The sequence below is a fragment of the Nitrospirota bacterium genome (assembly GCA_037386965.1).
In the GTDB taxonomy this organism is placed as follows: domain Bacteria; phylum Nitrospirota; class Thermodesulfovibrionia; order Thermodesulfovibrionales; family JdFR-86; genus JARRLN01.
This window is the reverse complement of the sequence record JARRLN010000036.1, coordinates 1-20,226: the sequence shown is the minus strand read 5'-3', so window position 1 is coordinate 20,226 and position 20,226 is coordinate 1. Positions and strand designations below refer to the sequence as shown.

Sequence of the window (20,226 nt, the reverse complement as noted above, 5' to 3'; positions counted from 1 at the left end):
CGAGCACCCGCTCAAGTGCACACTGGAGAAAGCCTGAGCCATGTTCAGCAAGGATCTCGAACTCTCCATCAGCCAGGCTTACCAGACGGCCCGTGACCAGCGCCACGAATACCTGACCGTGGAGCACATGTTGCTGGCGCTGCTGGAGAACGCTTCCGCGCTGAGCATCCTCAGCGCCTGCGGCGCCGATGTCGAGGGCCTCGAGAACGACCTGCGCAAGGTGCTGGCCGACACCGTTCCGGTGCTGGAGGACAGCGAGAGCCGCGACACGCAGCCCACCATCGGGTTCCAGCGCGTGCTGCAACGCGCGCTGTACCACGTGCAGTCCGCCGGCAAGGACGAGGTGCTGGGCGCCAACGTGCTGGTCGCGATCTTCAGCGAAAAGGACTCCTACGCCACCTACCTGCTGAACCGCTACGACATCTCGCGGCTCGACGTGGTGAACTTCATATCGCACGGCATCAGCAAGGTCGAGGGTGAAGCGGGCGCCGAGGGCGCAGCCGCGGACCCGGACGCCGCGGGACAGGCCGAGGAGAAGAAGGCCATCAAGACCTTCCTTACGGAGGCCCTCACCGGGGAGGAGATTACCATAGAATATCCAAAGGTCCCCTGACATGGCCCGTGACAGCCTGGGAAGAGAAATCGACTACCTCCGCATCTCGGTCACCGACAGGTGCAACCTGGGCTGTCTGTACTGCGTGCCGGAGAAGCGCCCGCCGAAAATCGGTTTCCGGGAGACCCTGAGCGGCCAGGAAGTCGTCCGCATCGCCCGGGTGGCCGGGGCCTTCGGGGTGAGGAAGATACGCCTGACGGGAGGGGAGCCCCTCCTGAGGCCGGACATCCTGGAGGTCATCCGGGGGGTGAAGGCCACCGGCGTGAGGGACCTGAGCCTCACGACCAACGGCACCCTGCTCGAAGGAATGGCCCCCGCCTTGAGCGCGGCGGGCCTGGACAGGGTGAACGTGAGCCTGGATACCCTCAAGCCCGAAAGATACAGGGCCATGACCGGGGGCGGGGAGCTTGAGCAGGTGCTTTCGGGCATCGAGGCCGCCGAGAAGGCCGGCCTTTCCCCCGTGAAGATAAACATGGTCCCCGTCAGGGGGATGAACGACGACGAGATCCTGGACTTCGCCCGCCTCACCTTCCAAAAGCCCCGCCACATCCGTTTCATAGAGCTGATGCCCTCGGGCCGGACCGAATTCCGGCGCCCCGAGCGGTGCATCCGCTCAGAGGAGATAAAGCGGACCGTGGCCTCCCTGGGAAAGCTCACCCGCCGGAGGTTCCGCGGCAGGGGCCCTTCCCGGAACTACCGCCTGGAGGGCGCCCCCGGGATCCTGGGTTTCATAAGCCCGGTGAGCCACAGCTTCTGCTACCAGTGCAACCGCTTGCGCATGAACGCCGCGGGGAAGATACGGCCCTGCCTCTTCTCCCGGGCCGAGATAGACATCGCCGGGCCGCTTCGGGCCGGGGCCTCAGACGAGGAGCTCATCCGTGTCCTGGCCCGGGCCGTGCGGGAGAAACCCGAGGGCAACGCCCTCTCCCGCCAGCCCGGGAAGGCCGCCATCCCCTCCATGTCCTCCATCGGCGGCTGACGGGGAGTCCAGACTCCTTTCTAAGGGGGGCCAGCCCCTTTTCTAAAATCATCCGAGGCCTTTCGGCGTCCAGACGCCGGGTCCGGCCCTAGCTTTGCCCCATCCGCCTCGAGCCCTCTTTTCGTCCGTCATCCTCTCGGCCCAAGGCCGCCCATGGGTTATAATCTCGGGACAAATGCGAAGGAGGGAAGCGCCATGGAGGAGACGGAAAAGCTGGGCCGCCTCATCGAGCATTGGATAGAGCATAACGAAGGGCATCTGGACTCTTACCTGGACTGGGCTGGAAAGGCCCGGGCAATGGGCAGGGAGGACGTGGCCTCCCTGCTGGAGCAGGTGGCGGCCCGCACGAAGGAAATAGAGGGGCTCTTCCGGCAGGCCAGGAAGGCCCTGTCCTAGCGCTTCCCTTCGCCCACCACGACCATCTTCACCCAGGGAATCTCGCTCCGGATGCGCTCGTTCAGGGCCTCCACGAGGCCCACCCGGGTGCCGTGTCAGCGGTAGCAGTACCCCACGGGCCGGATGCGGACCTTCTCGCCCTGGACGTCCATGAACTCGACGTCCCCTCCCATGAGGGTAAACTGCGGCTTTACTTCCTCGATGATTTCCTTGATGCGCTCGATGTCTCCCCCGCGGTCCATGCCCCCAAAGGCTACCCTATCCGGGTGGGGGATTTCAACCGTTTTCCCTGCCAGGTGTCCCGCTCACGAAGGCGCCTTTCCACGTCCCGGAGAATCCGGTGCCTGCTCCGTCCCCACCGGGGGGCGATGAGGATATCGTCGGGAGCGGTGGCAAAGAGCCTCTGAAGCACGATGCCGGGCGAGAGCCGCTCGATGAACTCCGCCAGGAAATCGAGGAATTCCTCGTAGCCCAGCACGGGGAAGGGCTCGCGCCGGTAGTTCTCGGCAAGGGGCGTGCCCTCTATGACCTGGAGCTGGTGTATCTTCAGGAAACCGAGCCCCAGATGCGAGACCTCGTCGGCTATCTGGAGGGTCTCTTCCCTGCTCTCCGTGGGGAAACCCACGATGGTATGGGCCCCCACGTGGATGCCCCGCCCCCGGGTCATGTCCAGGGCGCGGAGGAAACAGGCGTAATCGTGCCCGCGGTTGACGTACCGGAGGGACTTGTCGTGAATGCTTTGAAGGCCGTACTCCAGAAGGACGAAGCTCTCGCGGGCGATGTCCTCAAGGAGGGCCAGCTTCTCCTCGTCCACGCAGTCCGGCCTGGTGCCGACGGCCAGGCCCACCACGGAGGGCTGGGCCAGGGCCTCCCTGTAGAGGCTCTCCAGGGTCTCCACCGGGGCATACGTGTTGGTATAGGCCTGAAAATAGGCCAGAAACTTCCGGGCTCCGTAACGGCGTCCGAGATAGGCGATGCCCCCGCGGACCTGCTCGCCCACGGGCAGGGTGGGGCGGCAGGCCCCGGGCTTGAAGCTCTCGTTGTTGCAGTAGGTGCACCCCGTGACGTTCAGGGTACCGTCCCGGTTGGGGCAGGTGAAACCCGCATCGACGTTGACCTTCTGGACCATGGCGCCGAAGGTGTGCTTCGCCCACGAACCGAAGGAGTTGTACCGCTGGCGCATGCTTCATTATCCCCGTTTTCAGAAAACCCTGTCAAACCAGCCAACGGGCTGCGCGACAGGCCACGGCCCCCAACGATTCATCATTGAAACGGCGAGCAAACGTGAAACCTCTGGAGATTCAGGGGCCGTGCCCGCCGCAAGCGGCGTATCCTGAGGACCGGGAACACGGAAAGTTGTGCAGGTTGCTGTGTCAAAGCGGTCTCGATGTTTAATCGGGGCGGGCCGCGCCCTGTCGACGACTCAACATGAGGACAGGAGCACGGAAAAACTCTGTGTGCTTGTCAAAGCCGCTGCGATGTTTGACCGCTGCGGAACTGTGTCCACCCTTCATAAAGGTTTCATAGTTTCTTTAAAAAGTCTTCACAGAGTTTCGGTATTCTGAAACCATGATGCAGTCGAAAAACTTTTCACGGAGGTTTCACGATGAAGAAGGTTCTGGCGGTATTGGCGGCGGTGGCCGTTCTGGGCGTGGGCGCGACGGCCTTTGCCAACTGGGCCGGAGGCCCGGGCTCCGGCTACATGGGCGGCTATGGCATTATGGGCTCCGGCCCCGGCTACATGGGCGGGTACGGCCACATGATGGGTTATGGTCCCGGGTATGGGCACATGATGGGCTATGGGTATGGGCCGGGCTACGGCGTGGACCAGAAGACCCTTCAGGAGACAGCCGACCTGAGGCAGGAGATTCAGAGCAAGCAGCTTGAGTACAGCGAGGCCCTGAAGGCCGGAAACGAAAAGAAGGCCGACAAGCTGGCCCGGGAGCTCAACGACCTGACGCAGAAGTTCTCCGCCACGGCCCCCACGGCCGCCTACGGCTACGGCTGGGGCTGTTTCTAGCGAGAGGGCGAATCACAGGGTAACCCCGTAATAACCGTTCATGGCGAAGGCCCCCCCAAAAGGGGGCCTTCTTTTTTGGAGGGTCGGCCTTTCGTCCGGCGGCTTTCCCCCGGAGGCCTCATCCGTCGGTGCGATGGGCGTGGCCGCATAAAAAAAGGGACCCCGGCGGGGTCCCTCTTTTTATGAAATGCGGTGTTCCGTGCGGCTTTTAGATGTCGAAGTAAAGGAAGAACTCGTGGGGGTGGGGGCGGAGCCTCAGGGCGTCCACCTCGGCCATCCTCTTGTACTCCATCCACTTCTCGATGGCGTCGGCCGTAAAGACGTTGCCCTTGAGCAGGAACTCGTGGTCCCTGGACAGGGCGTCCAGGGCGGTATCCAGGGAGTGGGGCACCGTGGGGATGGCGGCCAGCTCCTCGGGCGGGAGGTCGTAGAGGTCCTTGTCCATGGCCTCGCCGGGGTCAAGCTTGTTCTCGATGCCGTCCAGGCCGGCCATGAGCATGGCGGCGAAGGCCAGGTAGCCGTTACAGCTGGGGTCGGGGAACCGGACCTCTATCCTCTTGGCCTTGGGCGAGGGCGTGTACATGGGGATGCGGACGGAGGCGGAGCGGTTTCTGGCCGAGTAGGCCAGAAGCACCGGTGCTTCGAAGCCCGGGACCAGGCGCTTGTAGCTGTTGGTGGTGGGGTTGGTAAACGCGGTCAGGGCCGGGGCGTGCTTGATGATGCCGCCTATGTAGTGCAGGGCCAGATCGGACAGGCCCGCGTAGCCGTTTCCGGCGAAGAGGGGCTTGCCCTCCTTCCAGATGCTCTGGTGCACGTGCATGCCCGAGCCGTTGTCGCCGAAGAGGGGCTTGGGCATGAAGGTGACGGTCTTTCCGTACTTGTAGGCCACGTTCTTGGTGATGTACTTGAAGAGCATGAGCTTGTCGGCCATCTCCATCAGGGGGCTGAACCGCATGTCTATCTCGCCCTGCCCGGCGGTGGCCACCTCGTGGTGCTGGGCTTCCACGATGATGCCGCTGGCCTCCATCACGTGCACCATCTCCGCCCGCATGTCCTCCAGCTTGTCGGTGGGCGGGACCGGGAAGTAGCCCTCCTTGTGGCGGGGCTTGTAGCCCAGGTTGGGGCACTCCTCGCGGCCGGAGTTCCATATGCCCTCGACGCTGTCCACCATGTAGTAGGCGGAGTTGGCCGTCTGGTCGAAACGGACGTCGTCGAAGATGAAGAACTCGGCCTCCGGGCCGAAGAAGGCGGTGTCGCCGATGCCGGTGGACTTCAGGTACTTCTCGGCCTTCTGGGCGATGAAGCGGGGGTCGCGGCTGTAAGGCTCCTTGGTCACGGGGTCCACGATGTTGCAGACCATGGAGAGCGTGGGGAGCTTGCGGAAGGGGTCCATCATGGCCGTGGAGGGGTCCGGCACGATGAGCATGTCCGAGGCGTGGATGGCCTGCCAGCCCCGGATGGAGGAGCCGTCAAACCCCAGGCCCTCCTCGAAGGTGTTCTCCTGAATCTCGTGGACCGGGACCGAGAAGTGCTGCCAGATGCCGGGGAAGTCGATGAACTTCAGGTCCACCATGGCCACGTTGTTCTCCTTGGCAAACGTCAATACTTCCTTGGGCGTCATACTGCCTCCTCAGAAAATGAAAAGTTTCGGGCGCACAGGCGCGTCGTTTCCCACGGTCGGGCACCGGAGCCGATATAAAAACGACGGCAAACGGTTGCCGTGTGTCACCCATCATATCCGAAGCTTTACGTTTTTGTCAAGGGTCCCCCGGGGGGCTCTTCCGGCCAGGGGGGTCAGTCCTCCGCCTGCACGTCCTTCTCCAGGACGTCGTCTATCCAGGAGATGGCCGCCGAGACGGTGGGAAAGCCGATGGTGCTGGTCAGAAGCAGAAGGGTGTGGTAGAGCTCCTCGGGCCTGGCGCCGGCCTCCATGGCCCTGCGGGCGTGGGAGTGCACGGCCCCTTCGCTGCGGATGGCCGCGGCGGCGGCAAGCTGCACGAGCTGCGACGTCTTCTCCTCCAGGGGCCCGGCGGCTCGGGAGGCCTTCCCCAGGTTGCTCAGGGCCTCGTGGTACTCGGTGAAGCTATCCCGGATGTAACGGTACTGACGCGGCAACTTCGCCATGGTGTCCTCCCGTGCTCAGCGCACAAGCTCCTCGCCCGCCCTCCGGGCGTCCCGAAGGGCGGTGGGGTGTTTGCGTATTTCTCCCTTGGCGTCCACTCCCAGGTAGCTCAACGTGCGGTGCTCCGGGACGCTTATGCTGCGGAAGAAGGCCGTGGCCGAGGCCTCCGCGCACCGCACGCCCTGCTCCTTCTTCATTCCCCCCACCAGGAGGAGGAGCCCCTTCCTGCCCTCCGGCCCCGCCGGGATGGGTTTTCCGAGGAGGTATTTCTCGCACCAGAAGGCCTGGCACCGGTCCACCATGGCCTTGGCCTGGGCCGAGAGGCCCATGAAGTAGATGGGGCTTGCCAGGATGATGCGGTCGGCCTCCCGGAGGGCCTTGTAGATGGCGTTCATGTCGTCCTGGAGGATGCAGACCCCGCTCTCCTCGCATCCGCCGCAGTTCTGGCACGGGATGAGCTCCACGGCGTTGAGGTCGAACACCCGGGCCTCCCCGCCGGCGCCCGCCACGGCCTCCCCGAGAAGAAGCTCCGTGTTGCCCCCCTTGCGGGGGCTGCCCTGAAAGGCCACGACCCTCACTCCTTCCGGTCTTCCTTCTCCGCCCGCTTGAGCTCGATGCCCCGCTGGATGACCTCCTTCATATCGGCCAGGTTGGTCGTCAGGCCCCACCAGCCGTACTTGAAGGCGATGTAGTCCGGGGCGCCGGTCATGGCCGACGAGTAGCGGGCCGTGTTGCCGTAGAAGAGCCACTGCTTCACCCACATCCGCTCGATGGCCTCATCGAAGGGGTTTTCCCTGTCGGCCAGGCCCTCGTCCCACGCCCTGAGGAGGAGCTTCGTGGCGGCCAGGGTCATGGCGTCGGTCTCCTTGAGGGTGTTGTCCATCTCGGCGAAGTGGTCCGTCACCCACCGGGTGCTGTGGCAGCCCTTGCAGACGGCCATCATCTTTTCCTTCCTGGCCGCCTGCTCCTTCTTGCCTATCAGGTATTCCGAGGCCGGCTTGCCCGTGAAGGTGGTGGGCAGGGGCAGGTCGTCGGCGTTTCTGATGACCGTGGTGTCGCCGGACTTGGGCTGCGGGTGCGTATAGATGAGCCCGAACAGCCGCACCCACAGGCGGGCGCCGAAGTCGTGGGAGCGCTCGGCCAGGACGTTGCCCGCCGGGGTGACCAGGAGGCTCACGTGGCAGACCGAGCAGGTGGGGGCGTTGAAGTCCTCGCCCACGGTCCAGGGGACATTGGTGTAATTGAAGTCGCTCTCGAAGGTCTCGAAGATGTTTCCGTGCTTGCTCTCCTTGTAGACGTTCCAGGCGGGCACGTCGGGCTCCAGGTGGCACTGCGCGCAGGTGTAGGGCATGCGGGCCATCTGGATGCTGAAGGAGTGCCGGGCGTGGCAGGACGTGCAGCAGCCCTTGGTGCCGTCGGGGTTCAGCCTTCCCACGCCGTCATTGGGCCAGTTTGTCAGCTCCGGCACCTCTATGACGCCCATGGCGGTCTTGACCTTCCTCGTGCCCGTCACCTTCACTTCGGAGCCGTGGCAGTGGAAGCACGCCTCGTTTCGGGTGCTGTAGGAGGCCGGCGTGGAGGTTATGGTGAGGTTCTCCACGGACTTCTCTCCGATGACGGAGTCCACCAGGGTGTGGTAGACGGGGTTGTTCTGGAGGTTGCCCCAGGCGTTGGCCTTCTTGGAGCCGGCGTACTGGTCAACCTCGACGGGGTGGCAGGTGGCGCAGTCCCGCGGGGAGACCACGACGTTGATGGTGTAGCCGAAGTGGTTGAAGCTGTCGGTGTGCTTGTCGGTGTTGCGGCTGTGGCACTCGTAGCAGCCCACCGCGGAGTCCCTGAGGTTCTCCGGGACGTTCCGGGCGGAGACGCGGCGCTCCGACTTGGCCTTTTCCATGGCCTCGGCCGGGGTCGTCCCGGAGTGCCTGCTTATCTTCCAGTCGGCGACGATGCCCGGGGTCACGCTCTCGTGGCACCCCAGGCAGGCCTGGGTCTCGGAGCTTACGGGAGGCTCGGAAGCCGCCGCGGCCAGTGCACCGAAAAGGACCCAAACCAGTGTGAAAGCGAGAGCCTTCTTTTCCATGTTTTCCCCCCTTCCTGTCACATCCGGATTATTCCGCCGAAAAAGCCCGCCTTTTTCTTCCTAAATGCTATGTGGCAAGGGGGCTATTGTCAAGAAGGGAAGGCCATCGGGTAGTGCACCGGTCCGCCCGGCGGCGAGTCGGTCCGCCCGGTGGCGGTCGGTCCGCCCGGTGGCGGTCGGCGCACGGACCTACTCCTCTTTCACGTCTCGCCCGTCCGCCGCGGCCTCCACGAGGGCGGTGCTTTCGGACTTCTCTATGAGTGCGTCCATGTCGATGAGGATGATGAGCCTGTCATCGAGCTTGGCGATGCCCTGGATGAACTCCGTGGCCACCTCCGCGTTGAGATTCGGGGCCTCCTCCACCGTGCTGGGCGGAATGCGCAGGACCTCGGAGACGGAATCGACCATGAGCCCCACGATGACGCCCCGGACGTCCATGACGATGATGCGGGACTTCTCGTCGCTCTGTTTCTCGGGCAGGCCGAAGCGCTTCCTCAGGCTCACCACCGGGATGACCCGTCCCCTGAGGTTGATGACCCCCTCGACGAAGGGCGGGGCCTTGGGCACCCGGGCTATGTCGGTCATCCTGTTGATCTCCTGCACCTTCAGGATGTCCACGGCGTAGTCTTCGCTGCCCAGGGCGAAGGTGACAAGCTGAAGGATATCCTCCCGGTCTCTCAGGTGCTCTGGCATAGGTCCTCCTCCGCGGGGTTGCGCCCCCGCCGGGCTTTATACGGAACCCACGATTTCATGCGCCATCTCCTCCAGGGAAAGCACTTTGTCGGCCAGGCCCGCCTCCACCACAGCCCGGGGCATGCCGTAGACCACGCAGCCGCTTTCTTCCTGGGCGAAGACCGAGCCCCCGTGCCCCTTTATGGCGCGGGCGCCCGTGAGCCCGTCATCCCCCATGCCCGTCAATATCACGCCCAGGACCCGGCCGTCATAGAGCTCGGGGACGGAGACCATCAGGGCGTCCACCGAAGGGTGAAACAGATGCTGGGTGGATTTCTCCGGCGTTATCCTCGCGCGCACCTCCCGGCCCAGCTTCTCGACCCTCATGGTTCCCCATCCGGGAGCCACCAGGGCCAGGCCGGCCTTGACGAGGTCGCCGTCCCGCGCCTCCCGGACCTCCAGGGCGCTTATCTCGTTGAGCCTCTCGGCGAAGGGCCGGGTGAAGCTCTCCGGCATGTGCTGCACGATGAGGACGGGGACGGGCAGGTTTTCCGGAAGCCGGGGCACGAGCTCCTGAAGCGCCTTGGGCCCGCCCGTGGAGGTCCCGATGGCCACCACATCCGCCCGCTTCGAACGGGCGGGACGATGGGGGGCGTCCTCGATGGCGACGACCGGCTTGCTGTCCGGCGCGGGGAGGCGGATGACCTTCCTGCGGGCCAGGTACTTTATCTTCTCTATCAGGACCTTCTCTATCTTGAGGATGTTGACCGAGAGGTCCGAGAGGTTCTTCGGGATGAAGTCCACCGCCCCCATCTCCAGGGCCTCAAGGGTGACCCTGGCCCCTTCGGTGGTCAGGGAGCTGACCATGACCACGGGCAGGGGGTTTTCCTCCATGATGTAGCGGAGGGCCCGGAGCCCGTTCATCCGGGGCATTTCCACGTCCAGGGTGACGATGTCCGGCTTGAGGGTCTTTACCTTGGCGATGGCCTCCACGCCGTCGCGGGCGGTGCCGGCCACCGTGATTTCGGGGTCGGAGGACAGCATGACGGAGAGGGCATGGCGCATGAAGGCCGAATCATCGACCACCAGGACCGTGACCATCAGAACCCGAATTCCCTGAGAAGGTCGTCTACGTCGTCCTGCGAGATGTTCTGGGCCACCTTCCTCTTCTGCTCCTGCCGCTCGGACTTGACGCCGAAGGTGGTAATGAGGCCCACCAGCTCGGTCTCGATGGAGTTGACGAGCTCGATGACCCGCCTGATGCTCTGCCCGGTGACGTCCTGGTACTCCTGGGCCAGCATGATGTCCGTGAGGTCGCGAAGCAGGGAGTCCTTGAAATCCGAGAGATACTGCACGGCCCCCTTGGGGGAGCGTATCCGTTTTACGTTCCGGGTGAACTCCGGAAGGTCGCCCATGTATTTCTCGGCGATGCCCATGGTGCGGTTTGCCGCCTCTTCGGTCTTGCTGATGACCAGCTCCAGGCTGTCCACCGCCTGGGGAACCTCATGGTCGGCTATCTTGCGCAGGCGGGGGTCCAGCATCTCCCGGAACTCCTTTATGGAGTCGTGGAGCTTCCGGGTGACCCGCCCTATCTGGTAGTACAGCTCGCCCTCGGTGGACTGCATGAGCTCGGTGAGGATGACGTCGGCCCGCTGGTAGTCGTGGGCGTCCAGCACGTCGAGGAGCTCCACCAGGGAGTTGATGAACTGCCCCTTGGTTTCGTCCTCCGAGGCCTTCCGGGCCAGATGGTCCCTGGCCGCCTGTATGGCGTTCTCCCGGGGCTGGGCTGCCTCCCGGACGCCCCCGCCTCCGGGCGCTGGCAAAGGGGCGGGCTCCTCCCCGGGTGCCTGGAGGGCGGCCTTGCCGCCCTCCAGGGAAGGGCGTTGCCCCTGAGGGGGCGCCTCGGCGCCGGGGTCCTCTTGCTCCAGGGCGTCCATTTCCCTGCCCAGGGCCCCGGTGTCCACCAGGTTTTCCGTGTTCAGGAGGATGACCAGGCGGTCCCCGTGCCGGGCCACGCCCTCGACGCGCTCTATGTTGTCCTTGACGAACCCCTCGGCGGCCTCGATGGCGGACTCCTCGATATTGAGGACGCTGGTTATCTCGTCCACCAGGACGCCGAAGGTCTGCCGCTCGTCGGCCAGCACGATGATCTTGGCCCCGCCGCCGTCCTCCCCCGCCTTGAGCGAGACCAGCTCCTTGAGGTCCACGACGGGGATGACCCTGCCGCGGAGGCTGATGATGCCCTTCATGTAATGGGGCGCCTGGGGCAGTGCGGTGATGCCCGGGGTGTTGATGATTTCCCGCACCCTCAGGATGGGTACGGTGAACTCGCTCTCGCTCAGCTTGAACCCTATGTATTGTGGCATTGTCCTACCCCCGCGTACTCAGACGGCCGCAAGGCCCGTTATGGTTCTCACCATGCTCGCGGGGTCCAGGATGAGGACGATGCGGCCGTCCCCGGTTATGGTGGCCCCCAGGATGCCGGTGGCGTCCGTGTCGATTCCCTCGATGGCCTTTATGACCACCTCTTCCTGCCCCAGGAGCTCGTCCACCGCCACGCAGAACCGCCGGTCCCCGATGGCGATGACGATGACGTACCGGTCGTCCTTCTCCGCCGGGGCGCCTCCGGAGCCCAGCATCTCGGCCAGCTCGGCCACCGGGTAGACCTTCTCGCGGATGGTGATGACGCTGTTGCCGGTGACGTCCCGGATGTCCGCGGCGGCCGTCTTCAGGGTCTCCTCCACCGCGCCCAGGGGGAGGGCGTACTGCACGCCGGAGGCCCGCACCATGAGGGCCTGGATGATGGCCAGGGTGAGGGGGATGGTGATGCGCACGGTGGAGCCGACTCCGGGGGTGGTCAGGATTTCCACGAAGCCGTTGAGCTTGGCGATGTTGGTCTTCACCACGTCCATGCCCACCCCGCGGCCCGAGAGCTCGGTGGCCGTCTCCACCGTGGAGAAGCCCGGCAGGAAGAGGAGCCCCAGGGCCTCCTTGTCGGTCATCCTCTGGGCCGCCTCCTCGGCTATGAGGCCCCTGCTCACGGCCCTGGCCACCACCTTCGCGCTGTCGATGCCCCGCCCGTCGTCGGAGACCTCGATGACGATGTGGTTGCCCTGCTGGTAGGCCGTGACGTCCACGAGGCCCTTGGCCGGCTTGCCCAGCCCCAGGCGCTCCTCCACGGGCTCGATGCCGTGGTCGATGGCGTTACGGATGATGTGCACCATGGGGTCGTTGATGCGCTCGATGACGGAGCGGTCCACCTCGGTGCCCTCGCCGGAGATGTTCAGGTAGACCTCCTTGCCCAGCTTCTGGGATATGTCCCTGACCAGGCGGGGGAACTTGCCGAAGACCTTCTTGATGGGCTGCATGCGCATCTTGGTGACGGCAAGCTGCATGTCGGCGGTCACCAGGTCGAGGAAGGCCACGGTCTCCTGAAGCCCCGCCACCTGCCGGTCGTCGCCGTACCGTCCCTCCAGGTAGGCGGCGATGTTCAGGAGCCTGTTTCTCACCAGGACGATCTCGCCGGTGAGGTTCATGACCTTGTCTATTCTCTCCACGTCCACCCGGAGGGTCTGAAAACCGCCGCCCTCCCGCCCCTTGGGCGCGGCGCCCCCGCCGGGCTTGGGCGCGGGCTCCCTCGGGCCTTCCTCCGGAACGGGCAGGGCCTCGGGCAGGTCTTCGGGCGGGGGATGGGCGAGGACCTCTTCGGGGCCCGGTGCGCCCGTCGCCTCCTTCCCCTCCGGCGGCCGCTCCTGGTCTCCTTGCGCCCCATCCTCGGGCGCCTTGCCCTCCAGGGCTTCCTCCAGCTCCCGGATGAGGGGAGCGATGTCCTCCTCCGCCCCGTCCCTCTGCTTGATATGAAGGAGCAGGACCTTGAGCATGTCCACAGCGCGCAGGATGAGGCTGATGAGCTCCGGGGAGATTTCCATCTCCCCGTCGCGGAGTTTCTTCAGGAGCTCCTCGCTCTTGTGGGAGACCTCCACGATGGCGGCCAGGCCGAGGAAGCCGGCGGCCCCTTTCAGGGTGTGGACCCCCCGGAATATCTCGTTGAGGATGTCCCTGTCGTGGCCCCTTTCCTCAAGCTGCACGAACAGGGGGTCGACCTTCTCCAGGGTCTCCTCGGCCTCGGTGACGAAGTCCTGAAGTATCTCGTCCATGCCGTCAGACATCTGAGCGCTCTCTCCGGGGCACCGCGTGGCCTACGCCATCTTCTGGAAGATCTTTTCCATCTTCTCCTTGAGGGTTTCGGCGGTGAAGGGCTTGACGATGTAGTTGTTCACGCCCGCCTGTATGGCCGCCACCACTCTCTCCTTCTCGCTCTCGGCGGTCACCATGAGGATGGGGAGGTTCTTGAGGTCCGGGTCGCTCCTGATTTTCTTGAGGAACACCAGGCCGTCCATGGTGGGCATGTTCCAGTCGGTCACCACGAAGTCGATGCCGCCGGCCTTGAGCTTCTCGAAGGCTTGGGCGCCGTTTTCGGCCTCCTCCACGTTGTCGTACCCCAGCTGCTTGAGGATGTTCTTGACGATGCGCCTCATGGTGGAGAAATCGTCCACCACGAGTATCTTCATGTTCTGGTCAGGCATTGACGCCACCTCCCTTGGAGAAAATGTCAGCGAGTATTTTCTTGATGTTCTGGGAGACCGCCTCGGCCGTTACGGGTTTGACCAGGTAGCCGTTGGCCCCGGCCTCCAGGGCGAAGGCCTTCTCCCCCTCGTCGTCCTCCGTGGTGACCATGAGGATGGGGATGTGCCGGGTGGCCTCGCTGGCCCGCATGTTCCGGCAGAGCTCCAGCCCGTCCATGAAGGGCATGTTCAGGTCGGTCATCACGAGGTTGATGGTCTCCCTGCCGAGCTTCTCCATGGCCTCCAGGCCGTTTTCGGCGTAGGCCACTTCGTAGCCCTTGGCCTTCAGGTACAGGCCCAGGATTTTCCTCGTCGTCCTGTCGTCGTCAACTACCAGAATCTTCACCACACCCTCCTTACACCTTCTCGTAGACCAGGACCTTGTCGAAGGTCACGGGCCTGAAGGCGCGCGTCACGTTGTGCAGGCTCTCGGAGGAACCGATGAACAGGAAGCCGCCCGGCCTCAGGCTGTCGTAGAGGATGGAGACGGCCCTCTGCTTGGCCCTGTCGTCGAAATAGATGAGGACGTTCCTGCAGAATATGACGTCCATGTTCTCCAGCTCCGGCCTGCGCGCGCCGTCCATGAGGTTTATGTCCGTGAGCCGGACGGAGCCTTTCGCCTCGGCGTTCAGGGCGAAGGCGTCCTGTCCCTGCTGCGTGAAGTACTTCTTCATGTATGCCTCCGGGACGTTCCGGACGGCATAGGAGTTGTACACCCCCCGGCGGGCGGCCTCCAGGGCCCCGCGGCTGATGTCGGAGCCCAGGATGTCGGCCTTGACGAAGGGCCTCTTCTCCCGCATGACGAGCGAGACGGTGTAGGGCTCCTCTCCGGTGGAGCAGGCCGCGGACCAGATGCGCACGTCCTGGCAGCCCTTCTTGTACTGGATGACGCGAGAGACGATGGACTCCACCAGGACGTCGAACTGCTGGGGCTCCCGGAAGAAGAACGTCTCGTTGGTGGTGATGGCGTCGAAGAGCCGCACGCACAGCTTGCCGTTGGGCGTGTACCGGACCAGGTGGAAGAGCTCGTCGTAGCTCTGCAGGTTGTATTCCTCCAGGACCTTGATGAGCCTGTTTTCCACAAGGTACTTCTTCGTAAGCGGGATATGGATGCCCGTCTTGTCGTAGATGAACTCGCTATAGAGCTGGAAGGTCGCCTCACTCAGCTCCCTGGCCATCCCGCCCTCTCCAGAAAACCGGCTACCGCGTTGCGGACCGCCTCCTCGGGATGTTCCCTCAGGGCCGAAAGCGTCCGGCGGGATTCCTCGTCTCCCCACGCCGCCATGGTTTCCACGGCGGCCAGGACGACCGGGACCTCGGGGTCCTGAAGGAGAGGGCGAAGCGCCTTCAGGGCCTCCTCGCTCCGGTGGCGTCCCAGGGCCCGCGCGCCATGGACGCGTACCCACATGTCCTGGTCTTCAAGAAGCGGAAGAACGTGGGCCAGGGAAGGGCCCATCTCACCCATGGCCAGGGCAACGGCCCTTCTGACGGCGGCCTCGGGGTCCCCGGCGGCCTCAAGCAGGCACGCCCGGGCCCTTTCGTCCGCGGAGGCGCCGAGCCCGGCCAGGGCCGAGAGCCGCACGTCCAGGTCCTCGTCGCCGGAAAGGGCGAGAAGCGTTTCAAGGTCCTGGGAGTACCGGCCCACCGCCTCCCGCACGGCCGGGGGCAACTCCCCCAGGCGGCCAGTCAGCTCCTGGGGCACGAGGGCGAGGACCGCCTTGACGGTCTCGTCCCGGACGTCCTGGTAGGGTTCCCGGGCCATCTGCTCAAGCAGGGCCGTGACGTACCGGGGGTCCCCGCTTCGGCCGAAGGCGGCGGCGGAGGTCTTCCGGATGTGCCCGTCTTCGTCGGAGAGGCCGCCTTCGGCCAGCGAGGCCAGGGCGGCCCCGGTGCCGATATTGGCCAGGGCGCCGGCACAGGCCCGCCGGACGTCCCGGGTGTCGGACTCCATGTGCTTGATGAGGACCGGGACGGCGTCCTCGCACCGCATCTCCCCCAGGAGCTCCGCGGTGATGACCCGGCCCTTGAAGCGGGTCTTCGGGTCGCTCAGGACCTGGACGAAGACCTCGTGGCAGCCGAAGGACCTGAGGTAGTTCATGACGGCGTAGAGCCTCTCTTCCTCCTCCGGAACGGAGCGGTCCAGGGAGCCCGCCACATCGATGACGTCCGGCACGGCCCGGTACTCGCTGAGGTCGGCGAGTCCCTTCAGGGCTATGAACTTCTCCTCCCACCCCGAAACCCAGAACATCTCCCTCAGCAGCTCCCCCACGCCCGACATCGAGGGGGTCACGCCCACCTGCACCAGGCTCTTCAGCGCCGCCAGCTTCTCCTCCCCCTCGGAGGAGGAGATATGCCGGAAAAGGGCGTCGGCGGCCTCGATGGAGCCCAGCCGGCCCAGGGACTCCACGGCCGCGAGCCTGAGGGGCTTGGAAGCCGTGGCAAGCAGCTCCTCGACACTGCCGACGGCCCCTTCCGCCCGGAGCCTTCCCAGGGCCTCCAGCGCGGCAAAGCAGACCCATTCCTCGTCCTTGAGGGCCTCCAGGAGCCCGGTGACGCCCCGATCGTAGCGGAGCTCCCCGACGGCACGCACCGCCGCCGCACGCACGTTGGGGTTGGGGTCCCGCACCAGGGGGGCCGCCTTCTCCGGGATGACGTTTTCCTTGATGTCGGCCAGCAGGTCCAGGCTGAACTTCCTGATGTCCTCGTCCTTGTCCTTCAGGAGCGGATAGAGAAGCGGCACCGAGACCGCTCCCAGCTCCCTCAGGATGACCATGGCCGTGTTTCTCAGGTAGGAGTCTTCCCTGAGAAGGGGTATCACCATGTAGGCCACCACTTCCCCGCCGATGGCCACCAGGGAGCGCATGGCAGCGTCCTGCACGCCCAGGTTGCCGTCCTTGAGCGCCTTGAGAAGGGGGTAGACGGCCCGCTCGTCGGCCCCGGAGAGGGCCAGGGCCGCCTTCCGCCGCGTCCGGTCCTCCGCATGGGACAGGTCCTCGATAAGCCTCTCGATGTCTTTTTCTTCGTTCATTATGGGGTATTGTACGAAGGGGTCTTTCGAAAGAAAATGTTCATAATCACATTTTTCCTCCGGCTGCCCTTGAGGCATCGGGCCGGATTTGTCATACTGGGTAAAAGGCATCGAAAGGAGGCAGCAATGAAAGAGGCACATAACGGCGATACCGTGAAGGTCCATTACACCGGGAAGCTCGAGGACGGCACCGTCTTCGACTCCTCCGAGGAGAGGGGGCCCCTGAGCTTCACCCTGGGGCAGAAGCAGCTCATACCGGGTTTCGAGCAGGCCGTGCTGGGCATGTCCGAAGGTGAGAGCAAGACCGTGACGGTCCCTCCCCAGGAGGCCTACGGTGCCCGCAGGGAGGACCTCGTCCTGAAGGTGGAGAAGGAGAAGTTCCCTCCTCAGATAACCCCCGAGGAGGGCAAGGTCCTGAGCCTGCGGCAGCAGGACGGCGGGGTAATCGAGGCGGCCATCGTCGACGTAGGCGACGATACGGTGACCCTGGATGCCAACCACCCCCTGGCGGGCAGGGACCTTACCTTCGAGATAGAGCTGGTCGAGGTGGCCTAGGGAAGGTGCGCGCCTTGCGATGAGCCCCGGTCTCCCGCAGGCGCGGGAGGCCGGGCTGCCGCGCTACTGGATGCCTATCTGGAACATGCTCTCCAGGTCGTGCCGGGAGTAGGCGCGGAACGCAAAGAGAGTTTCGGTCTTCCGGATGCCCTCCAGCCTGAGCATCCGCCTGGTGACGAGGTCCGCAAGGCTCTCGTTGTCCTTCACCCGCAGGACGGCGGCAAGGTCGTACCTGCCGGCGACGGAGTAGGCCTCCGAGACCCCTTGCATCCCGGCCAGCTGTTCGGCCACCTCGGGTATCCTGTCCCGGGAGACTTCCATGAGGACGATGGCGGTTACTGTGGGGGCTCCTCTCTCCGTGTGGTTTCTTCCTCCAGCCGGGCGTTCTTCCTGAACTCCTCTATGGCCTGTTCCGCGCTCGGGCGGTCATGCCGCCTCACGAGGATTTTTATCTCCCCCATGCGCCCCACGTTGACGGGGTAGGGCCCCACCCTCAGGGAGCGGGTCCTGACGGGGATGCCGCCGCTTTCCAGAAGGTCCTTGAGTATCTCCCCTTCCACGGGGTCCGTGGTCGCGAAGACCTCCACCCACTCTTCCTCTTCGGGGCGATGCCCCTCATCTCTCCACATGAAACTCCTCCACCGTGCCTCTTTCAAGATAATAACGCATTTTCCCGGGGGCGGTCATTCCTTCTTCTCCCCGGGAAAGAATACCCTGGCGATGTGGTAGCGGTTCTCCGCGAACCAGCGGTAAAAGGCCCGGGAGACGCTTTCGGAGCCGGGAAGGTCGAAGAAGCGGGCCAGATGGTGGTATCTCCTGAGGCGCCTGAGCACTTCGGGCAGGGCTTGTTCTCCGGAGAGGATGGAGCCGTCGGGCAGGACAAGCTGCATGGCTTGCATGCAGACGGCCCGCTTCACCCCGGGGAACCTCTCCGGCAGGTCCTCGCTCTGGCAGGGGTAGGGCTCGAAGGCGTCCTTGCGGGCGTTGTCCCGAATCCACCGGACGGCGTTCCGGCAGACGGGGCACTGGGCGTCGTAGATGAGAATGGCTGTTCCGGCTTTCTTCCCGCTCATATTCCCACGCTAGTATCAGTCTCCAGCCGAAGGCAAGCCGCTTGAGCGCTGAGGCGGGGGCTCCGCTGCCCGGGCCAGGGCCTCTTTCCTCAGGCCCGCCCCGATGACCACCAGACGACCTTCGCCGAGGGGCCCGGCAAAGGGGGCAAGCTCGACCCGGCGGGATGCGAGGTCGGCCCTCAGGGGACCCTCCCGGGCAAGGAACAGCCCCTTTGCCCGCACCACCTGCCCGAAGGTCCCCCGGCGCAGTTGCTCAAAGAGCCCCTCCACCCAGGAGCGCGGCACCCGGGCGGCGATGCGGAGCGAAACGGTCTCGAAGGGCAGGGCGTGGCTCCCGTGGGGCGGCCTTCCCCGGACCCGGGGCGCCCAGGGCGCTCCGCGGGCAAGAAGGGGGGCATGGTGCTCCGGGAGGCGGGCCATCACCGTGCGAAGAAGAAGGGCGCCGGGGTTCAGGGCCTCGATGAGACCCTCGGCCTTCCTAATGGCCTCCTCGGCGGCAAGGTCTGTCTTGTTCAGCAAAACCACGTCGGAGGCCCGGACCTGCTCCGCAAAAAAGGGCCCGTAGACATCGGCCTCGTAAAGCTCGGCGAAGTCCGTGGCATCGGCGATGCCCACCACGGTGGCGCGCTCGAGGGCAAGCTCTTCCAGGACGGCCAGCACCCCGCCCGGGGAGGCCACCCCGCTGGGCTCGATGACAAGGTGCTCCGCCGCGTGCTCTTTGAGGGCCTCGGTCAGCGCTCCGGCGAGTTCCTGTCTCAGGGTGCAGCAGACGCACCCGCTTGGAAGCTCCACGCTCCGGATTCCCTGGGCGGCCAGGACGGCGCCGTCGAGCCCCGCGCTTCCGAAATCGTTGACCAGCACCAGGGCCTCCTCGCGGGAGTCCTCAAGAATATTCCGGATGAAAGTCGTCTTCCCCGCCCCCAGGGTGCCGGCGACCACGGTGACCCTCATGAGGATAGTCTAACCGCCGGCGGAGGGGCTTTTCAAAAGCGCGCGCCCCTTGTGGCCCTCAGCCCGGCGGACTCAGGGGGGGAAGGGGCTGCGGGGGCTTGTCTGTGGGAGCCGCCTCTGGAGGTTTGCCCCTGGGGACCTATTTCTTGACGGCGAGCAGGGAGAGGCAGAGCTCGTCCTCCGTTTTCTTCAGCTCCGCGAGCTGTTCCTCGGACATCTCATCCGTGTCGATGTCCGCGCAGGCGAAGGCCAGGAAGACCTTCCCCATCTTTTCTTCGAGCTTGCGCACGGCCTCAAGCTGCTTCTCATCGAGACGGGCCAGGCTGCATATCATGGCGGACCTCCCGCGGCTTTTGCCCCCATTGTAGGTGGAGGGGAACCCGCTGTCAACGCAAAGACGATGGGCTGCGCCGCACCGTGCCGCCGGATTCTTTTATACTGAGGGCATGACGGCGCGTGCCCGGCTCTCCGCGCTCCTTGATAAGGCGTACCGGAGGATATTTGAGAACGTCTACGGGGAGCCCGCCTCGCTCGAGGTGGAGCGAGCCCTTCTCACGCTGGCCTCCCACTCGGGCGTGCAGAGGCTTGCCCCCGGGGCCTCCGGGAAGGCCTTGGCCCTCCGGCGGGCCCGGGACGAAAAAGGGCGCGAAGCGGCTCTTCTGGAGCTTTACCTTCTTCTTCACCGCGCCGGGGCCGGTTACAGCGGCCCGGAGGAGGCCCGCTTGAGGGCGGGCCGGGGCGTGGGCTTCATCCCCGGGGGGCTTGCCCCCCTTCTTCTGGTCGGGCATCTCCTTGAGCCCTCCTTCCAGGTGGCCGACCTAGGGGCGGCAAACGGGCTTCAGGGCCTGCTTCTTCAGAGCATCGCCCCGCACCGGAAGACCCTCCAGGTGGAGCTTTCCGGCCAGATGGCGCGGACGGGGAGGCTCTATCGGGAGGCCCTGGGCATGGACCCCGGCCGGGTGGAGTGGTTTCACGGGGACATCCTGGACGCCCCGCTTGAGGAGACGGACCTCGTCTACCTCTACCGTCCCGTGCGGCCCGTGGGAGAGGGGAACGACTTTTACCGGGCCCTGGCCGGCAGGCTGTCAGAGACGAGGCGCATCCGGTACGTG

At 65.1% G+C, this 20,226-nt stretch carries 24 protein-coding genes and 1 pseudogene; 6 read left to right on the top strand and 19 right to left on the bottom strand.

The annotated features are described in order from the left end of the window. Positions 1-40 precede the first annotated feature (40 nt). From P8Y39_07005 to P8Y39_06995, 3 genes and pseudogenes are all read left to right on the top strand, one after another. Positions 41-472 (top strand): annotated as a pseudogene (locus P8Y39_07005) (Clp protease N-terminal domain-containing protein). Positions 473-614: 142 nt separating this feature from the next. Then, positions 615-1,592: a GTP 3',8-cyclase MoaA gene (moaA, locus tag P8Y39_07000; protein MEJ2192087.1), complete on the top strand. Its 978-nt coding sequence runs from the start codon at positions 615-617 to the stop codon at positions 1,590-1,592. 195 nt (positions 1,593-1,787) lie between these two features. Then, positions 1,788-1,988 carry a hypothetical protein gene (locus P8Y39_06995; protein ID MEJ2192086.1) on the top strand — a complete coding sequence of 67 codons (201 nt, stop codon included), beginning with the start codon at positions 1,788-1,790 and terminating at the stop codon, positions 1,986-1,988. Between the two features lie 95 nt (positions 1,989-2,083). Here the strand turns inward: P8Y39_06995 and P8Y39_06990 are convergent, their stop codons facing one another. Next, entirely contained in the window at positions 2,084-2,230 is a 147-nt protein-coding gene (locus P8Y39_06990) for a NifU family protein (protein ID MEJ2192085.1), read from the bottom strand. An 11-nt stretch (positions 2,231-2,241) separates the two neighbouring features. Continuing rightward, positions 2,242-3,171, bottom strand: a complete 930-nt coding sequence (locus P8Y39_06985) for a TIGR01212 family radical SAM protein (GenBank protein MEJ2192084.1) — start codon at positions 3,169-3,171, stop codon at positions 2,242-2,244. Between the two features lie 423 nt (positions 3,172-3,594). Here P8Y39_06985 and P8Y39_06980 point away from each other — a divergent pair, with 423 nt between their 5' ends. After that, complete coding sequence (locus P8Y39_06980; GenBank protein ID MEJ2192083.1) at positions 3,595-4,008, top strand: hypothetical protein; 414 nt, start codon at positions 3,595-3,597, stop codon at positions 4,006-4,008. A 208-nt stretch (positions 4,009-4,216) separates the two neighbouring features. On the opposite strand, the gene glnA is transcribed toward P8Y39_06980, so the two are convergent. From glnA to P8Y39_06920, 12 genes are all read right to left on the bottom strand, one after another. Beyond that, on the bottom strand, positions 4,217-5,629 hold the full coding sequence (gene glnA, locus P8Y39_06975) for a type I glutamate--ammonia ligase (protein ID MEJ2192082.1): 1,413 nt from the start codon (positions 5,627-5,629) through the stop codon (positions 4,217-4,219). 173 nt (positions 5,630-5,802) lie between these two features. Then, positions 5,803-6,132, bottom strand: a complete 330-nt coding sequence (locus tag P8Y39_06970; protein ID MEJ2192081.1) for a carboxymuconolactone decarboxylase family protein — start codon at positions 6,130-6,132, stop codon at positions 5,803-5,805. A 15-nt stretch (positions 6,133-6,147) separates the two neighbouring features. After that, entirely contained in the window at positions 6,148-6,708 is a 561-nt protein-coding gene (locus P8Y39_06965) for a flavodoxin family protein (GenBank protein MEJ2192080.1), read from the bottom strand. Beyond that, positions 6,705-8,210, bottom strand: coding sequence for a multiheme c-type cytochrome (locus P8Y39_06960; GenBank protein MEJ2192079.1), 1,506 nt, complete (start codon positions 8,208-8,210; stop codon positions 6,705-6,707). Before P8Y39_06960 ends, P8Y39_06965 begins: the two co-directional genes overlap by 4 nt. Before the next feature lie 189 nt (positions 8,211-8,399). Further along, a complete protein-coding gene (locus P8Y39_06955) occupies positions 8,400-8,903 on the bottom strand; it encodes a chemotaxis protein CheW (GenBank protein MEJ2192078.1) in 504 nt (167 codons plus the stop codon). 36 nt (positions 8,904-8,939) lie between these two features. Next, positions 8,940-9,983 carry a chemotaxis response regulator protein-glutamate methylesterase gene (locus P8Y39_06950; GenBank protein ID MEJ2192077.1) on the bottom strand — a complete coding sequence of 348 codons (1,044 nt, stop codon included), beginning with the start codon at positions 9,981-9,983 and terminating at the stop codon, positions 8,940-8,942. Beyond that, entirely contained in the window at positions 9,983-11,248 is a 1,266-nt protein-coding gene (locus P8Y39_06945; protein ID MEJ2192076.1) for a protein phosphatase CheZ, read from the bottom strand. The genes P8Y39_06950 and P8Y39_06945 overlap by 1 nt, the downstream gene beginning before the upstream one ends. An 18-nt stretch (positions 11,249-11,266) precedes the next feature. Beyond that, the gene (locus P8Y39_06940; GenBank protein ID MEJ2192075.1) at positions 11,267-13,051 is read right to left on the bottom strand and encodes a chemotaxis protein CheA; all 1,785 of its coding nucleotides are present in this window, start codon (positions 13,049-13,051) and stop codon (positions 11,267-11,269) included. Positions 13,052-13,081: 30 nt separating this feature from the next. After that, a complete protein-coding gene (gene cheY / locus P8Y39_06935) occupies positions 13,082-13,468 on the bottom strand; it encodes a chemotaxis response regulator CheY (protein MEJ2192074.1) in 387 nt (128 codons plus the stop codon). Beyond that, positions 13,461-13,853, bottom strand: coding sequence for a response regulator (locus P8Y39_06930; protein MEJ2192073.1), 393 nt, complete (start codon positions 13,851-13,853; stop codon positions 13,461-13,463). Before P8Y39_06930 ends, cheY begins: the two co-directional genes overlap by 8 nt. Positions 13,854-13,863: 10 nt before the next feature. Continuing rightward, positions 13,864-14,685 carry a protein-glutamate O-methyltransferase CheR gene (locus tag P8Y39_06925; protein MEJ2192072.1) on the bottom strand — a complete coding sequence of 274 codons (822 nt, stop codon included), beginning with the start codon at positions 14,683-14,685 and terminating at the stop codon, positions 13,864-13,866. Then, positions 14,670-16,535 (bottom strand): HEAT repeat domain-containing protein, encoded by a 1,866-nt coding sequence (locus P8Y39_06920; protein MEJ2192071.1) that lies wholly within the window; start codon positions 16,533-16,535, stop codon positions 14,670-14,672. Before P8Y39_06920 ends, P8Y39_06925 begins: the two co-directional genes overlap by 16 nt. Before the next feature lie 126 nt (positions 16,536-16,661). On the opposite strand from P8Y39_06920, the gene P8Y39_06915 reads away from it, so the two are divergent. Beyond that, entirely contained in the window at positions 16,662-17,090 is a 429-nt protein-coding gene (locus tag P8Y39_06915; GenBank protein MEJ2192070.1) for a peptidylprolyl isomerase, read from the top strand. 63 nt (positions 17,091-17,153) lie between these two features. On the opposite strand, the gene P8Y39_06910 is transcribed toward P8Y39_06915, so the two are convergent. The 5 genes from P8Y39_06910 to P8Y39_06890 all read right to left on the bottom strand — a co-directional run bounded on the left by P8Y39_06910 (position 17,154) and on the right by P8Y39_06890 (position 19,448). Continuing rightward, positions 17,154-17,411, bottom strand: coding sequence for an Lrp/AsnC ligand binding domain-containing protein (locus P8Y39_06910; GenBank protein MEJ2192069.1), 258 nt, complete (start codon positions 17,409-17,411; stop codon positions 17,154-17,156). Positions 17,412-17,425: 14 nt separating this feature from the next. Next, positions 17,426-17,719, bottom strand: a complete 294-nt coding sequence (locus tag P8Y39_06905) for a DUF2007 domain-containing protein (GenBank protein MEJ2192068.1) — start codon at positions 17,717-17,719, stop codon at positions 17,426-17,428. A gap of 54 nt (positions 17,720-17,773) precedes the next feature. After that, positions 17,774-18,163: a DUF393 domain-containing protein gene (locus P8Y39_06900; GenBank protein ID MEJ2192067.1), complete on the bottom strand. Its 390-nt coding sequence runs from the start codon at positions 18,161-18,163 to the stop codon at positions 17,774-17,776. Between the two features lie 15 nt (positions 18,164-18,178). Beyond that, on the bottom strand, positions 18,179-19,114 hold the full coding sequence (locus tag P8Y39_06895; protein ID MEJ2192066.1) for a GTP-binding protein: 936 nt from the start codon (positions 19,112-19,114) through the stop codon (positions 18,179-18,181). A gap of 139 nt (positions 19,115-19,253) precedes the next feature. Continuing rightward, positions 19,254-19,448 (bottom strand): hypothetical protein, encoded by a 195-nt coding sequence (locus tag P8Y39_06890; GenBank protein MEJ2192065.1) that lies wholly within the window; start codon positions 19,446-19,448, stop codon positions 19,254-19,256. A 112-nt stretch (positions 19,449-19,560) separates the two neighbouring features. Here P8Y39_06890 and P8Y39_06885 point away from each other — a divergent pair. Then, the coding region (locus tag P8Y39_06885) for a class I SAM-dependent methyltransferase (GenBank protein ID MEJ2192064.1) at positions 19,561-20,226 on the top strand (666 nt) is incomplete at its 3' end.

Bases quoted from the DNA above. Each gene is read 5' to 3' on its own strand.
- moaA (MEJ2192087.1), top strand. From the start codon at position 615: ATGGCCCGTGACAGCCTGGGAAGAGAAATCGACTACCTCCGCATCTCG.
- P8Y39_06995 (MEJ2192086.1), top strand. From the start codon at position 1,788: ATGGAGGAGACGGAAAAGCTGGGCCGCCTCATCGAGCATTGGATAGAG.
- P8Y39_06990 (MEJ2192085.1), bottom strand. From the start codon at position 2,230: ATGGACCGCGGGGGAGACATCGAGCGCATCAAGGAAATCATCGAGGAA.
- P8Y39_06985 (MEJ2192084.1), bottom strand. From the start codon at position 3,171: ATGCGCCAGCGGTACAACTCCTTCGGTTCGTGGGCGAAGCACACCTTC.
- P8Y39_06980 (MEJ2192083.1), top strand. From the start codon at position 3,595: ATGAAGAAGGTTCTGGCGGTATTGGCGGCGGTGGCCGTTCTGGGCGTG.
- glnA (MEJ2192082.1), bottom strand. From the start codon at position 5,629: ATGACGCCCAAGGAAGTATTGACGTTTGCCAAGGAGAACAACGTGGCC.
- P8Y39_06970 (MEJ2192081.1), bottom strand. From the start codon at position 6,132: ATGGCGAAGTTGCCGCGTCAGTACCGTTACATCCGGGATAGCTTCACC.
- P8Y39_06960 (MEJ2192079.1), bottom strand. From the start codon at position 8,210: ATGGAAAAGAAGGCTCTCGCTTTCACACTGGTTTGGGTCCTTTTCGGT.
- P8Y39_06955 (MEJ2192078.1), bottom strand. From the start codon at position 8,903: ATGCCAGAGCACCTGAGAGACCGGGAGGATATCCTTCAGCTTGTCACC.
- P8Y39_06950 (MEJ2192077.1), bottom strand. From the start codon at position 9,983: ATGGTCACGGTCCTGGTGGTCGATGATTCGGCCTTCATGCGCCATGCC.
- P8Y39_06945 (MEJ2192076.1), bottom strand. From the start codon at position 11,248: ATGCCACAATACATAGGGTTCAAGCTGAGCGAGAGCGAGTTCACCGTA.
- P8Y39_06940 (MEJ2192075.1), bottom strand. From the start codon at position 13,051: ATGTCTGACGGCATGGACGAGATACTTCAGGACTTCGTCACCGAGGCC.
- cheY (MEJ2192074.1), bottom strand. From the start codon at position 13,468: ATGCCTGACCAGAACATGAAGATACTCGTGGTGGACGATTTCTCCACC.
- P8Y39_06925 (MEJ2192072.1), bottom strand. From the start codon at position 14,685: ATGGCCAGGGAGCTGAGTGAGGCGACCTTCCAGCTCTATAGCGAGTTC.
- P8Y39_06920 (MEJ2192071.1), bottom strand. From the start codon at position 16,535: ATGAACGAAGAAAAAGACATCGAGAGGCTTATCGAGGACCTGTCCCAT.
- P8Y39_06915 (MEJ2192070.1), top strand. From the start codon at position 16,662: ATGAAAGAGGCACATAACGGCGATACCGTGAAGGTCCATTACACCGGG.
- P8Y39_06910 (MEJ2192069.1), bottom strand. From the start codon at position 17,411: ATGGAAGTCTCCCGGGACAGGATACCCGAGGTGGCCGAACAGCTGGCC.
- P8Y39_06905 (MEJ2192068.1), bottom strand. From the start codon at position 17,719: ATGTGGAGAGATGAGGGGCATCGCCCCGAAGAGGAAGAGTGGGTGGAG.
- P8Y39_06900 (MEJ2192067.1), bottom strand. From the start codon at position 18,163: ATGAGCGGGAAGAAAGCCGGAACAGCCATTCTCATCTACGACGCCCAG.
- P8Y39_06895 (MEJ2192066.1), bottom strand. From the start codon at position 19,114: ATGAGGGTCACCGTGGTCGCCGGCACCCTGGGGGCGGGGAAGACGACT.
- P8Y39_06890 (MEJ2192065.1), bottom strand. From the start codon at position 19,448: ATGATATGCAGCCTGGCCCGTCTCGATGAGAAGCAGCTTGAGGCCGTG.